Source organism: Serratia sp. Nf2 (assembly GCF_003028435.1).
Classification (GTDB): Bacteria; Pseudomonadota; Gammaproteobacteria; order Enterobacterales; family Enterobacteriaceae; genus Serratia; species Serratia marcescens_L.
Genome location: NZ_PYTW01000006.1, coordinates 149,270 through 161,635, shown reverse-complemented (window position 1 = coordinate 161,635; position 12,366 = coordinate 149,270). Strand labels below are relative to the sequence as shown.

The following is a 12,366-nucleotide window of genomic DNA, read 5'->3' as shown; positions in this document are numbered from 1 at the left end:
AGGAGAAAAATTAAAAACGTTAAAAATAAGTGAGTTAAAAAATCTGCAGCGCCATTGGCCAGGCAAAGGAATAAAAAACGTTTCAGTTAACGTTTCAATTGCTGTTGCACGTAGCGAATTTGAAACATAGCTGAAACCGGGCTACACCTAATGCAGTCTCTTCCATTCGGTAACCCGCCATGAGCGATCACATCACGCCGGACAAACCGGTGATCTGGACCGTCTCCATCACCCGCCTGTTCGATCTGTTCCGGGACATCAGCCTCGAGTTCGACCATCTGGCGACCATCACCCCGATCCGCCTCGGCTTTGAGGAGGCGGTGCAGCACATCCGCGCTCGCCTGGCTACCGAGCCTTGCGACGCCATCATCGCCGCCGGCTCCAACGGCGCCTACCTGAAAAGCCGCCTGTCGGTGCCGGTCATTTTGGTCAAGCCCGGCGGCTTCGACCTGCTGCAGGCGCTGAGCAAGGCGCGCAGAACAGCCGATCGGATCGGCGTCATCACCTATAAAACCCCCCTGCCCGCGCTGCTGGAGTTCCAGCAGACCTTCGATCTGCCGCTGGAGCAGCGCAGTTACGTCACCGAAGAGGACGCCCGCGGCCAGATCGCCGAGCTGAAAGCCGTCGGCATTCAGGCCGTGGTCGGCGCCGGCCTCATCAGCGATCTGGCGGAAGAGGCCGGGCTCACCGCCATTTTTCTCTATTCCGCCGCCACCCTGCGCGCCGCCTTCAGCGATGCGCTGGACGTAACGCGCCTGATGCTGGGCGGCGGCAAACGCGGCGGTGACTACGCCGCGCGCAATACCCTGCAGCCGCGCTACGGGCTGGGCGATTTGCAGGGCGAGTCCCCGCAGATGGAGCAGGCGCGGCGCACCATCATGCTGTACGCCCGCTCGCCGGCCGCGGTATTAATTGAAGGAGAAACCGGCACCGGCAAGGAGCTGGCGGCGCAGGCGATCCACCGGGAATACTTTTCCCGACGCGGCGCACCGTCCAGGGGCGCGACGCCGCCGTTCGTCGCCATCAACTGCGGCGCCATCGCCGAATCGCTGCTGGAGGCGGAGCTGTTCGGCTATGAGGAAGGCGCCTTCACCGGCTCACGGCGCGGCGGCCGACGCGGGCTGCTGGAAACCGCCAACGGCGGCACCCTGTTTCTGGATGAGATCGGCGAAATGCCGCTGCACCTGCAAACCCGGTTGTTGCGCGCGCTGGAAGAGAAAACCGTCACCCGGGTGGGTGGGCAACAGCCGGTAACGGTCGACTTTCGCGTCATCAGCGCCACCCACAGCCACCTGGAGCAGGCGATTCAACGGGGCGACTTTCGCGCCGATCTGTTCTACCGCCTGAGCGCCCTGCGGCTGCAGCTGCCGCCGCTGCGGGCGCGCGGCGACGATATCGCGATGCTGGCGGAACACTTTCTGAAACGGTCACTGGCGGCGCTCGACGTGCCGCTGACGGAGCCGCTGCGCGCCGCCCTGGCCGGCTGTTACGCCGCGCTGAGTCATTACGCCTGGCCCGGCAACCTGCGCGAACTGCGCAACATGATGGAGCGGGTGGCGCTGATGCTGAGCACCGGCACCGCGCCGAGCGGCGAGACGCTGCGCTGGCTGTTGCCGGAGCTGGCGGCGGCCACACCGCCCGAGACGCCGGTAGCGCCCGTCTCCGCTCATGAGGCGCTGGCGCGGTGCGGGGGCGACCACGCCGCCGCCGCCCGGTTGATCGGGATCAGCCGCACCACGTTATGGCGCCGGCTGAAAAAAACGAACTGAGCATCAGCCGGCGCGCCGGCCGTCTGAGGCCGGCAGCAGTCGCGCTCGCCGCTCGCCCAGCAGGTTCATGCCGGCCGCCGCCAGCAGAATGATCGCCGCGCCCAGCAGCTGCCATGCAGACAGCCTGTGGCCAAACGCCAGGCGATCCACCAGCATGGCGGCGATCGGGTAGATGAACGACAGCGAACCGATCAGGTTAGTCGGCAGCTTCTGCAGGGCGCCGTACATCAACACATACATCAGGCCGGTGTGCAGCACGCCGAGCGTCGCCAGCATTCCCCACTGCCCAGCGCTGGCCGAAACGTGGAAATCCACCAGCGGCAACAGCATCACTGCCCCCACCGCCACCTGGATCAGCGCGATAAGATGCGGCGGCGTGCCCTTCAGTCGCTTGGCCGCCAGCGCCATCAGGGCGTAGAAAAACGCCGCCCCGAGCGCCAGCGCGATGCCCGCCAGATAATGACTCTGTTCCCCCGCCTGCCGCGGCTGCGCCAGCACCACCAGCATCATGCCGCCGAACGCCAGCCCCAGCCACAGCAGTTTGCGGGCGGTCAGCCGCTCCCCCAGAAACAGCGCCCCCAGCCCCACCAGCATAAACGGCTGGGTGTTGTACACCGCCGTGGCGATGGAGATAGACGCATAGGAGTAGGCGGCAAACAGCAGCAGCCAGTTGATCACCAGCGCGACGCCGCCGGCGATCGCCAGCAGCAGCGTGGCGCGCGTCAACGCATCGCGCCGCAGTTGCCCCAGCGCGCCGCACACCGCCAGCAGCACCAGCGCCCCCACCGCGCAGCGCCAAAACACCACGTTGATAACCGGCTGGCCGGACATCAACACAAACCAGCCGATAGAGCCGGAAATCAACATCGCCGCCGCCATCTCCAGCGATCCGCGTTTTATCTCTGCATTCATTCTGCGTTCCTCCAAACTTGCCCAGAGGCATAGCTTGCGGCTTCACGGCACTGCTTTCCATAGCATAAAGAAGGCAGATATGCTTAACTGCCTTTTTCTCGTAGCTATAACAAATAAAATACCTAATGGAGGCGTTATGGATGATATCGATCGCCAAATCCTGACCATTCTGGCGGAAGATGCGCGTGCATCGTTGAAGACGCTGAGCGCGCAGGTGGGGCTGTCGTCGCCGAGCACCTCGGAAAGGCTGCGGCGGCTGGAGGAAAACGGCGTGATCCAGGGCTATACCCTGAACGTCAATCTGCAGGCGGTGGGCTACGCCTTCGAGTCGCTGGTGCGCATCAAGCCGCTGCCGGGCATGTTGAAAAAGGTCGAACAGCTGATTCAGGCGATCCCGGAAGTGGTCGAATGCGATAAGGTGACCGGCGAAGACTGCTTTATCGTGCGGCTGGTGGCGCATTCGATGGAGCAGCTCGATCACACCCTAGATCGGCTGGCCGAACACGCACAGAGCAACACCTCGATCGTGAAAACCACGCCGGTTAAACGCCGCCTGCCGCCGCTGCTCTGATTAACGCCGCCGCTTGCGGGCAAACGGGTTGCCGCGCTTCTTCTCTTTTTTGGCCGCGTCGGCGGCGGATTGCAGCGCCGCCAGATGCGCCTTGTCGGCCTCCGGCACCGCGCGCTGTTCGATCGGGAACACCGGCAGCGACGCCAACAGCCGCGAACCGTAGTTTTTGGTCAACAGCCGGCGATCGTAGATCACGATCTCGCCGTAGCATTGGTTGCTGCGGATCAGGCGGCCGACCTGCTGGATCAGGTTGAACGAGGCGCTCGGCAAGCTCTGCACTTCGAACGGATAGCGCTTCAGCGATTTCAGCCACTCGCCTTCGGTAATGATTACCGGGCTGTCGATCGGCGGGAACGCGATTTTGTGAATGTGTACCTGGGTCAGCAGCTCGCCTTTCAGATCCAGCCCTTCGGCGAACGATTGCAGCCCCACCAGCACGCTGGCGACGCCCTTCTCCACCCGCTTGCGGTGCTCTTCCACCAGCCGGTAGCGCGGCTGGTCACCCTGCACCAGCAGCATCAGCCGCAGATCGGTCACGTAGCTGAGGAAAGTCTGCATCGCCCGGTGGCTGCTGAACAGGATCAGCATGCCTTTGTGTTTGCCGCTCGCCTGCTCGGCGCGGAAACATCGCGCCATCTCCTCGAGGTGCTCCGCCTCGTTGGCGAGCGCCGGTTCAAAGCGCATCTGCGGAATGACAATCTTACCCTGTTCGACGTGATTGAACGGCGAAGAGAGCGTTTCGAAGCGATCACCGGCCTTCTCGCTCAACCCGCTCATCTCCTGCAAACGCGCGAAGCTGTTCAGCGAACGCAGCGTGGCCGAGGTGACCACCACGTGCGGCACCTTGCGCCACAGCAGCTTCTCCAGCTGGTCGCTGACGCGAATGCCGACGCAGTGCAGGTAGAGATGGGTAACGTTATCGCGCAGCTCGCGCGTGACCCATTTGGAGATCGGCGCGTTGGACGATTTATCGAGCGCCGCCAGCCGCCACAGCTTGCTCATCGCCTCCAGATAGCCCAGCGTGCGGCTCATCTGAATGATCGACCGGTGCAGGCGCACGATGTCATGCTTGCCGGTCTGCTCGGTGAGATCGTTAAGCAGGAACTCCGCCAGCCCGCGCAGCGCATCGGTCAGTTTGAACAGCCGCGCGCAGCTCTCCACCATCTCCGCCGGCAGCTCGCCCATCTCGAAACGGTGCTCGGCCGCTACGCTGTCGCCGGGCAGGTAGGCACTGACCTGATGCTCGAAGATCTGCACCAGCTCGCGCAGCTCCTCGCAATGGTTCTTCAACCGCTCGCTGTTGGCCAGCCCCGGCGGATTCTTCGGCCGGTACTGGGTCATGCACTGCTCGACCTGGCGCACGATCATGTCCAGCTGCAGGTTGGTCGACAGCGCGGTGATTTCCCCGTCGATCTCCAGCGCATCGCGCGCCACCTCCGGTAAATGGTGGCCTTCGTCCAGCACCAGCAGCAGCTCTTTCGGGTTCGGCAGCACCGACTCCGTCTCCAGCGCCGCCATCACCAGGGCGTGATTGGCCACCACCACGTCGGCGCTCTCGATCTCTTTGCGGGCAATATAAAACGGGCATTCGCGAATGTAGTGGCAGTTGCGCCCCAGGCAGTTGGCCTTGTCGGTGCTCAGCTTGGCCCACAGCGGATCGTCGATGCTCTGTTGATAGTGATCGCGCAGCCCGTCCCACTCGAAGCGGGCCAGCGCCTTGGTCAGCTTCTGGCACAGCGCCTGCTCTTCGCCGCTGGAGGGCGCCAGCTCGTCGTCGAGGAACAGCGTCAAATCGCCCTGTTGGCTGACGTCGGTGCTCATCGCCGCCAGGTTGCGCGGGCACACGTAGCGCCCGCGGCCAAAGGCGCCGGTAAATTTCAGATCGGGGATAATCTTCTTCAGCAGCGGCAAATCCTTGCTGTAGATCTGGTCCTGCAGCGCCACGTTGGCGGTGCTGACCACCAGCGGTTTGCTCTCCGCTCGCCCGACGGCGATGCCCGGGATCAGGTAAGACAGCGTTTTGCCGACGCCGGTCGGCGCCTCGATCGCCAGATGGCGCGGGTAGTCACCGGCCAGCGTCTTCGCCACCTCGGCGATCATCTGGCGCTGGGGCGCGCGGGAAATAAAATCCGGTATTTGCTGCTGCAGGGCTTTGTACCACTGGCCAATCTGATCTTTAACTGCGGAGGAGAGCGCCATTCAACTCTTATCTAAACGAAATGATGGCGCTATTGTCCCACAGACCGCTCGCGGCGTCAGCCCGAGTTACGTCTGCGGATCGATCATCGAGGCGCGCCCGGCGCTGAACGACCACTCGTCCAACTGGGTGGTGGTGATCACCACCATCACATCCTCGGGGCGCAGCCGCAGGTTTTCCGCCAGCAGCGCCGCCAGCCGCCCGTAGAAGCGCCGCTTGGTGTCGGTGTCGCGCGGCCGCCCGGCGGTGATGTAAAACAACACGAAATCCGCGCTGCGCGGCCCGCCAAGATAGTCGCGATCGTAGACAAGCTCACCGGGGCGGTATTGATCGATCACCTGAAATTTATCCGTCGGCGGCACCTCAAAGGCCTCCACCAGCGCCTGATGCAGACTGTCGGACAAGGTTTGCAGATAGTCGGCGGACTTGCCCTGATGCAGAGCGATGCGGCTAAACGGCATGATTGGCCTCCTGTTCCAGCTCGCGCAGGCGCGCCACGGCCGATGCCGCCGCGGGCCAGCCGGCGTAGAACGCCAGATGGGTGATAAGCTCGGCCAATTGCTGACGCGTCACGCCGTTGCGCTGCGCCAGCTGCAGGTGAAACGGCAGCTGTTCCACGCGGTTGAGCGCCACCAGCGCGGCGACGGTAATCAGGCTGCGCTCGCGCGGGCTCAGCGCCGGCCGCTGCCAAATATCGTCAAACAAAACGCGGTCGCTGAGCTGCGCCAGCTTGGGGGCAATATCGCCGAACGCCTGTTGTCCGGCCTGGGATTCTGATGGCATCACACTCTCCTGTCAGTTGCGGATAGCCTTACGCTACCCGCCGCCGCAGCGAGTGAAAATCGGGATTTTCGGCAGTCTCGGTTCAGAAAAACGGGAGGGTTCCCCGCCGGGCGGCGGGGAGATTTCAGGACTCCAGCGGGGCAACGCCGTCGAACTGCGCGCTCAGCAGCGCATTCAGCGCCGGCCGCTGCTCCACCCGTTCAGCGATGGCGTACAGCCGCGGACAGTGTTGCCGGAACCACGCGCGGCCCGGCCGCCAGTGGCACATCACCGCCACGTACAGATCCAACGCGCTGAAGCTCTTGCCGAGAAACCACGGGCCCGCTGCGCCGGCGGCGGCGTTCAGCTGCTGCAATAAACGCTCGCGATAATCCATTACCGCGTTTTTCAGCTGTTCCGCCCCCGCCGCCTGCGGCTGCCAGCGCTGCGGATGGTCGGCATAGGTGAAGGTGGGGTAAATCTCCGCGTTGATGAACAGCAGCCAGCGCAGAAAACGCGGCAACAGCGGCGAACCGCCGGGCGGCGCCAGCTCGGTGTGCGGTGCGCGATCGTGCAGCAACAGAATAATCGCCGCACTCTCCGTCATCACTTCATCATTGGGCAACACTAAGGTGGGCACCTGGCCCAGCGGGTTCAGCGCCAGCAGGCGATCGCGCTCCGGGCCGTCCTGCGTGTAGTCCACTTCCTCATAGCCCCAGGGGAAAGCCGTCAACACCAACGCGGCGGCCACGATCGTCGAACCGCAGCCCTGCGTACCGAACAAAGTATAAGTATCGTGCATGATTCCTCCCGCAGCGGAACAAGGTATCGGTAACTGTAGACCAGCCGCCGACCGTCGGTTGAAGAAAAAATTCACCCTTTGCGCGACTTTTTTAATCGTTCGACATGAAAATGAATTTTTTGTCATAAATAGATCACATTACTACGGTAAAAATTCTCCGCCGCCAACAATCAGGCGGCACAGTGAAACAGCAATGCAACTGATGATAAGCGTCTTTCAATCGAATAAAGCAGGGTAACTCATGAAACGTAATCTTCTGGCCGTTATTATTCCGGCACTTTTACTTGCGCAAGCGGCACAGGCAGCAGAAATCTACAATAAAGACGGCAACAAGCTCGATTTTTACGGCCGTGTAAAAGCCCTGCATTATTTCTCCGATGATGCCGGCAACGACGGTGATAAAACTTACGTGCGTATCGGCTTTAAAGGCGCGACTCAGATTAATGATATGCTGACCGGCTACGGCCAGTGGGAATATCAGATCGCCGCCAACCATACTGAATCCGACGGCACTAAAGACACCAAAACGCGTCTGGGCTTCGCCGGTCTGAAATATAAGGACCTCGGCTCCTTCGACTACGGCCGCAACTACGGCATCATTTACGATGTCGGCGCCTGGACGGATATGATCCCTGAATTCGGCGACGATGCTTATATCAAGACCGACAACTTCATGAACGGCCGCACCAACGGTGTCGCCACCTACCGTAATAACAACTTCTTCGGTCTGGTTGACGGCCTGAAATTTGCCGTGCAGTACCAGGGCAAGAACGAAAACGACGGCCGCTCCGCCAGCAAGGCGAACGGCGACGGTTGGGGCCTATCCTCCAGCTACGAAATCATCGACGGCCTGAGCGTAGGCGCCGCCTATGCCTCTTCCAACCGCACCGCCACGCAAAAAGCGGGCACCTTCGGCAAAGGCGACAAGGCCGATATCTGGGCCGGTGGTCTGAAATACGACAACAACAACGTCTACCTGGCCGCGACTTATTCGCAGAGCCGCAATATTGCGCCTATTTCCGGCACCGCCACCATCAATAACAACTCGACTTCCGTTAGCGGCTTCGCCAATAAAGCGGAAGGGATTGAATTGGTCGCGCAATATCAGTTCGACTTCGGTCTGCGCCCATCGCTGGGTTACGTTCAGCAGAAAGGCAAAGATATTGAAGGCATCGGCGATGTCGATCTGGTGAAATATTTCGACGTGGCGGCGACCTATTACTTCAACAAAAACATGTCCACTTATGTCGAATATAAAATTAACCAACTCGATGACGACAACAAGCTGGGCCTGAAAAACGACGACGTCGTTGTTCTCGCTCTGACCTACCAGTTCTGATGTGATGAATGAATAACCACCACTGCAAACTTTAGCGTCACTTGATACCCAGAGTTTTATTTCGCCGGGCGGCTGCGTCCGGCTTTTTTGTTTTTATTTTCCCGCCAACGAATGCCCCCGCTTGCCTTGCAAAACAAACGGGTCTACATGTATAGCTTTCCCCCGAGCGGAATCAGCCATGCATAACGACGGACGCTTCGACTTCCACCACGCCCTGCGCTACAGCAGCGACGAGCTGGCAAACATCCTCAACCACTGTTTTGAAAACTACATGGTGCGCTTCGTGCTCGACGGGCCGACCTTCGCCGCCCGCTTCGGTGCCGAAGATCTCAGCCTGAACGACAGCCTGATCGTCACCCATCGCCAGGAACCGGTGGCGGTGGCGCTGATCGCCCGCCGCGGCCGGCACAGCCGGGTGGCGGCCTTTTCCGTGCGCCCGGAGATGCGCGGCCAGGGGCTGGGCAAGGCGTTGATGCAGCGCCTGGTGGCGGATGCCCGCCAACGCGGCGACCGTCGGCTGTCGCTGGAAGTGATCGAAGGCAACGAAGCCGCGCTGGCACTGTATCATCGCGCCGGGCTGCGCATCGTGCGCACCCTGACCGGCCATCAGGCACCAGCGGAAGTGCCGCCTGGCACGGCGGTGCTGCAGGCGGTCGATCCGCTGACCGTCAGCCATCGCCTGACGGCGGAAGGCGCCACCGACCTGCCCTGGCTGATCGCCCCCGAATCGCTGTTCAAGCTGCCGGGCAAACCGCAAGCCTATACGCTCAATCGTCAAGCCTACGCCGTGGTGATGCCCGGCGCCGAGCACTGCTGGCTACGCCTGATCTACGTGCCGCCGCAGCACCGCGGCCAGGGGCATGCCCGCGCCTTGCTGGCCGCCCTGCAAGCGCAATTCGCCCCTTTGCCGCTGGCCGCCAACGTCTTTGTGCCCGAGGTGGCCGCCCCCTTCTTTACGCATCTTGGCTGGCGGCAGGATCCCCTGCGCCAGTTCGAGATGGATATGTTGCTGGACAGCCCACAAGACTAAAACCAAGAGAGATAACGATGGCAGGAAAACAGGCAAGGAAACTCACCCTCGGCGCGGCGGTTGGCGTCGCGCTGCTGACGTTGGCCGGTTGCGCGCAGCCGCCGCACACCGACGCTCAGGCCCAGCAGCGGCTGGCGGATCAGTCAGTGCTGGCGGTGAACTGGTTCCAACAGTCCGGCGAATACCAGGCGCTGGCGCATCAGGCGTTCAACAGCGCGCAGCGCGCCTTCGATCAGGCTAAGACCGCGCCGGGCCGTAAAAAGGCGGTGGTGGTCGATCTGGATGAAACCATGCTGGATAACAGCGCCTACTCCGGCTGGCAGGCGCAGCAGGGCCAGCCGTACGACGGCGCCACCTGGGCCCAATGGACACAGGCCGAACAGGCCGGCGCGGTGCCGGGCGCAGTGTCGTTTGCCCGTTACGTTAACGCCCATCAGGGGACGATGTTCTACGTATCGAACCGCAAGCAGAGCGAATACGCCGCCACGGTGGCCAACATGCAGAAGCTCGGTTTCACCGGCATGTCGGAAAAGACCGTGCTGCTCAGCACCGACACCTCCAATAAGCAGGCGCGCTTCGACGCCATCAAACAAGCCGGCTATGACATCGTGGTGTACGCGGGCGACAACCTGAACGATTTCGGTGCCGCGACTTACCACCAGGACAATGCGCAGCGCCGGGCGTTCGTCAGTGAGAACCAGGGTAAGTTCGGCACCGAATTCATCGTGCTGCCCAACCCGCTGTACGGCGATTGGGAAAGCGGCCTGACCCGCGACTACAACAAGCTGACGCCGCAGCAGAAGCTGCAGGTGCGCCAACAGGCGATCAAAGCCTGGCGCGGGCGCTGATTCAGGAATAGGGAGAAATGCCCCATATAACCTAATATTTTATCAAAAAGGGATTAACGGAGCATGCCGCCGAACCAATGGGGATATTGGCTCGGCGGCGAGAAAATGAGAAAATGAGAAAATGCAGGCGTTAAAAAATAGACAAAGCAGATTGCAAATCATTAACTCGTCGCGCCGTCGACGTCAGCGTAACTTTTTGGCCAAAAAACAGACAAATCTATGAACGATATAGAAAAAAACTACCGTCCCTATGATATAAGTTAGGCGCTCCGTCGCTGTCTCATAGTGAAAGAAAAAATAGATGCATAAAGCAAACATCACAATAAGCAGCAGCTGAAACAACACGTCGTATAAGAACTTCATGCCTCTCTTGAACACGCCAGTGTCTTTCATTGTGCTTTGAACTCCAGAATGTCCAGTATCTTCATAAACGCCCCCTCGCCATAACGGTTACGGACGCTCAAAGCGTCGATAAAAGGTTTCATATACGGCTTAAGCAGGAAGTAAAGAAAATCCAGGTTTCCCGCCCGCCGTAATTTGTAATACACCGGGGCGTTCTCTCGCTCTAACTCAAAGGTCTTGTAGATACAATGTTCGACCAGCCCCCCACTCGTCAGGAAAAACCCCATCGAACCGGCAGAAAATTTCGACAGGAACGAGGCACCGCCTGCCGCTATGACCTGATTAGCTATAGTCGCAGCGACGACACCACTGGTGAGCAGTCTGCCAGCTACCGATGAACCTATACCTCCATAAACCCTGTCTTGCATATCTTTGGGGATATAATCTGTGAACGCGTTAATAACTATGCGGATTGCTCGTAAGATTTGATGACGATTGAATATTCCAGAGCGGATAGCACTAATGAGACGGATACGTTCCGTCTGCAAACGCCAACGATTGCCCGTATCAAAAACGCTCAGCGCTAAATATCCCAAATCAATCGGTATCGATACCGCCCCTTGAGCCAATCCAACAACGCTTCCCGGTGAAACAAGCACTTTCACTATCCTTTCAGCAATATCAGAGTAGTTCATCCTTTAACCCTCTCGATTTTAACCGCCCGGAAAACGCAGCGGCATCTATTCTTTGATTTAACCTGGCCGTAACATAACCAACAAGACAAGGATCTTCAATGTCAAATGGCTATTAGGGACTTGCAACATTATTACAGAACTTTCTCGAAACAGACCGCCTGCAGGTTACCTTGGTAACGGCCATAGTTTTCGCGTATCCGATACCCCTGAGCCAGATAAAACTTGATGGCACGCAGGTTCACTCTTCGAGTTTCCAGCCACAGTTGGCGATACCCCAACCATCGAGCCTGTTGTTCCAGAGCATGTAATAATTTACGACCAATACCATTGCCAGGCTCGCGTACATACATACGTTTTAACTCCGCAACGCCAGAAGTTAATCGACGCAGCGCCCCACAAGCTACGGCTTCATCAGCAGCATTGCGTACCAACATAAAACAACCTCCATCCGCTTCTATAGAAGCAGGATCAAACGAGGATGTACCGCTATCGCCGGTGATCTCAGCGAGTTGCACCGACAATTCCGCCATCAGTGCCAACGCGTCTGAGCTATCGACTTCGCTTAATAGTATTCGAAGGCTCACAGCAGTTTGTACATATAGCAGGTGGCCTCCAACGCCCCGCCGTCGCTGGCGCGGGCGTATTGTGGGATGTCGCCCGCCGCTTCGAACCCCAATTGGCGGTACAACCCCTGCGCCGCGCTGCCGCTCAGGGTATCCAGCACCAGCAGGCTGCGGCGATGACGCGCCGCCAGCGCCTGTACTTCCTGCATCAACAGCCGCGCGACGCCCTGCCGCCGCGCCTGCGGGTGCACCATCAGTTTGACCACTTCCGCCCGGTGGCGGCCATTGTCCGGCATCGCCAACAGCAGCTGCACGGTGCCGACCGGCCGACCGTTCGCGAGCGCCACCAGCATCGCGCGCTCTCCCCGCGCCAGGGCCGGCAGCAGCCCCTGCCAAAACGCCCGCGCCTGATCCACCGTAAAGGGCATGACAAAACCGATGCTGGCGCCGTGCGCCACGCTGGCGTGCAGCATCTCGGCCAAGTCGTCCATGGCGTTTTGCGCCGCGTCGGCGCCCCACTGTTGCAATTCAATCAT

Annotated in this window: 13 protein-coding genes; 5 read left to right on the top strand and 8 right to left on the bottom strand. The window is 60.2% G+C overall.

Annotated features, from left to right (window positions below):
- The first annotated feature begins 179 nt into the window (after positions 1-179).
- Complete coding sequence (gene prpR, locus C9411_RS15220) at positions 180-1,769, top strand: propionate catabolism operon regulatory protein PrpR (RefSeq protein WP_107227398.1); 1,590 nt, start codon at positions 180-182, stop codon at positions 1,767-1,769.
- 3 nt (positions 1,770-1,772) lie between these two features.
- Here the strand turns inward: prpR and C9411_RS15215 are convergent, their stop codons facing one another.
- The gene (locus C9411_RS15215; protein ID WP_107227397.1) at positions 1,773-2,681 is read right to left on the bottom strand and encodes a DMT family transporter; all 909 of its coding nucleotides are present in this window, start codon (positions 2,679-2,681) and stop codon (positions 1,773-1,775) included.
- Positions 2,682-2,817: 136 nt separating this feature from the next.
- On the opposite strand from C9411_RS15215, the gene C9411_RS15210 reads away from it, so the two are divergent.
- The gene (locus tag C9411_RS15210; RefSeq protein WP_063988798.1) at positions 2,818-3,252 is read left to right on the top strand and encodes an Lrp/AsnC family transcriptional regulator; all 435 of its coding nucleotides are present in this window, start codon (positions 2,818-2,820) and stop codon (positions 3,250-3,252) included.
- On the opposite strand, the gene dinG is transcribed toward C9411_RS15210, so the two are convergent.
- The 4 genes from dinG to C9411_RS15190 form a co-directional block, all read right to left on the bottom strand.
- Entirely contained in the window at positions 3,253-5,451 is a 2,199-nt protein-coding gene (dinG, locus tag C9411_RS15205; protein ID WP_107227396.1) for an ATP-dependent DNA helicase DinG, read from the bottom strand.
- 66 nt (positions 5,452-5,517) lie between these two features.
- Positions 5,518-5,910 carry a tautomerase family protein gene (locus tag C9411_RS15200; protein WP_107227395.1) on the bottom strand — a complete coding sequence of 131 codons (393 nt, stop codon included), beginning with the start codon at positions 5,908-5,910 and terminating at the stop codon, positions 5,518-5,520.
- Positions 5,900-6,232, bottom strand: a complete 333-nt coding sequence (locus C9411_RS15195) for a carboxymuconolactone decarboxylase family protein (protein WP_049200944.1) — start codon at positions 6,230-6,232, stop codon at positions 5,900-5,902. Before C9411_RS15195 ends, C9411_RS15200 begins: the two co-directional genes overlap by 11 nt.
- 124 nt (positions 6,233-6,356) lie before the next feature.
- Positions 6,357-7,013 carry a glutathione S-transferase family protein gene (locus C9411_RS15190; RefSeq protein ID WP_107227394.1) on the bottom strand — a complete coding sequence of 219 codons (657 nt, stop codon included), beginning with the start codon at positions 7,011-7,013 and terminating at the stop codon, positions 6,357-6,359.
- Positions 7,014-7,254: 241 nt separating this feature from the next.
- Here C9411_RS15190 and ompC point away from each other — a divergent pair, with 241 nt between their 5' ends.
- The 3 genes from ompC to C9411_RS15175 all read left to right on the top strand — a co-directional run bounded on the left by ompC (position 7,255) and on the right by C9411_RS15175 (position 10,230).
- Positions 7,255-8,352, top strand: coding sequence for a porin OmpC (ompC, locus tag C9411_RS15185; protein WP_025302059.1), 1,098 nt, complete (start codon positions 7,255-7,257; stop codon positions 8,350-8,352).
- A 178-nt stretch (positions 8,353-8,530) separates the two neighbouring features.
- Positions 8,531-9,382, top strand: coding sequence for a GNAT family N-acetyltransferase (locus C9411_RS15180; RefSeq protein WP_107227393.1), 852 nt, complete (start codon positions 8,531-8,533; stop codon positions 9,380-9,382).
- Between the two features lie 17 nt (positions 9,383-9,399).
- Positions 9,400-10,230 (top strand): 5'-nucleotidase, lipoprotein e(P4) family, encoded by an 831-nt coding sequence (locus tag C9411_RS15175; protein WP_063988794.1) that lies wholly within the window; start codon positions 9,400-9,402, stop codon positions 10,228-10,230.
- A 389-nt stretch (positions 10,231-10,619) separates the two neighbouring features.
- Here C9411_RS15175 and C9411_RS15165 read toward each other — a convergent pair whose 3' ends face one another.
- From C9411_RS15165 to C9411_RS15155, 3 genes are all read right to left on the bottom strand, one after another.
- Positions 10,620-11,267: a hypothetical protein gene (locus tag C9411_RS15165; RefSeq protein WP_107227391.1), complete on the bottom strand. Its 648-nt coding sequence runs from the start codon at positions 11,265-11,267 to the stop codon at positions 10,620-10,622.
- A gap of 131 nt (positions 11,268-11,398) precedes the next feature.
- On the bottom strand, positions 11,399-11,797 hold the full coding sequence (locus C9411_RS15160) for a GNAT family N-acetyltransferase (protein WP_107227472.1): 399 nt from the start codon (positions 11,795-11,797) through the stop codon (positions 11,399-11,401).
- Positions 11,798-11,847: 50 nt separating this feature from the next.
- Positions 11,848-12,366 carry a GNAT family N-acetyltransferase gene (locus C9411_RS15155; RefSeq protein WP_107227390.1) on the bottom strand — a complete coding sequence of 173 codons (519 nt, stop codon included), beginning with the start codon at positions 12,364-12,366 and terminating at the stop codon, positions 11,848-11,850.

Bases quoted from the DNA above. Each gene is read 5' to 3' on its own strand.
- prpR (WP_107227398.1), top strand. From the start codon at position 180: ATGAGCGATCACATCACGCCGGACAAACCGGTGATCTGGACCGTCTCC.
- C9411_RS15215 (WP_107227397.1), bottom strand. From the start codon at position 2,681: ATGAATGCAGAGATAAAACGCGGATCGCTGGAGATGGCGGCGGCGATG.
- C9411_RS15210 (WP_063988798.1), top strand. From the start codon at position 2,818: ATGGATGATATCGATCGCCAAATCCTGACCATTCTGGCGGAAGATGCG.
- dinG (WP_107227396.1), bottom strand. From the start codon at position 5,451: ATGGCGCTCTCCTCCGCAGTTAAAGATCAGATTGGCCAGTGGTACAAA.
- C9411_RS15200 (WP_107227395.1), bottom strand. From the start codon at position 5,910: ATGCCGTTTAGCCGCATCGCTCTGCATCAGGGCAAGTCCGCCGACTAT.
- C9411_RS15195 (WP_049200944.1), bottom strand. From the start codon at position 6,232: ATGCCATCAGAATCCCAGGCCGGACAACAGGCGTTCGGCGATATTGCC.
- C9411_RS15190 (WP_107227394.1), bottom strand. From the start codon at position 7,013: ATGCACGATACTTATACTTTGTTCGGTACGCAGGGCTGCGGTTCGACG.
- ompC (WP_025302059.1), top strand. From the start codon at position 7,255: ATGAAACGTAATCTTCTGGCCGTTATTATTCCGGCACTTTTACTTGCG.
- C9411_RS15180 (WP_107227393.1), top strand. From the start codon at position 8,531: ATGCATAACGACGGACGCTTCGACTTCCACCACGCCCTGCGCTACAGC.
- C9411_RS15175 (WP_063988794.1), top strand. From the start codon at position 9,400: ATGGCAGGAAAACAGGCAAGGAAACTCACCCTCGGCGCGGCGGTTGGC.
- C9411_RS15165 (WP_107227391.1), bottom strand. From the start codon at position 11,267: ATGAACTACTCTGATATTGCTGAAAGGATAGTGAAAGTGCTTGTTTCA.
- C9411_RS15160 (WP_107227472.1), bottom strand. From the start codon at position 11,797: ATGGCGGAATTGTCGGTGCAACTCGCTGAGATCACCGGCGATAGCGGT.
- C9411_RS15155 (WP_107227390.1), bottom strand. From the start codon at position 12,366: ATGATTGAATTGCAACAGTGGGGCGCCGACGCGGCGCAAAACGCCATG.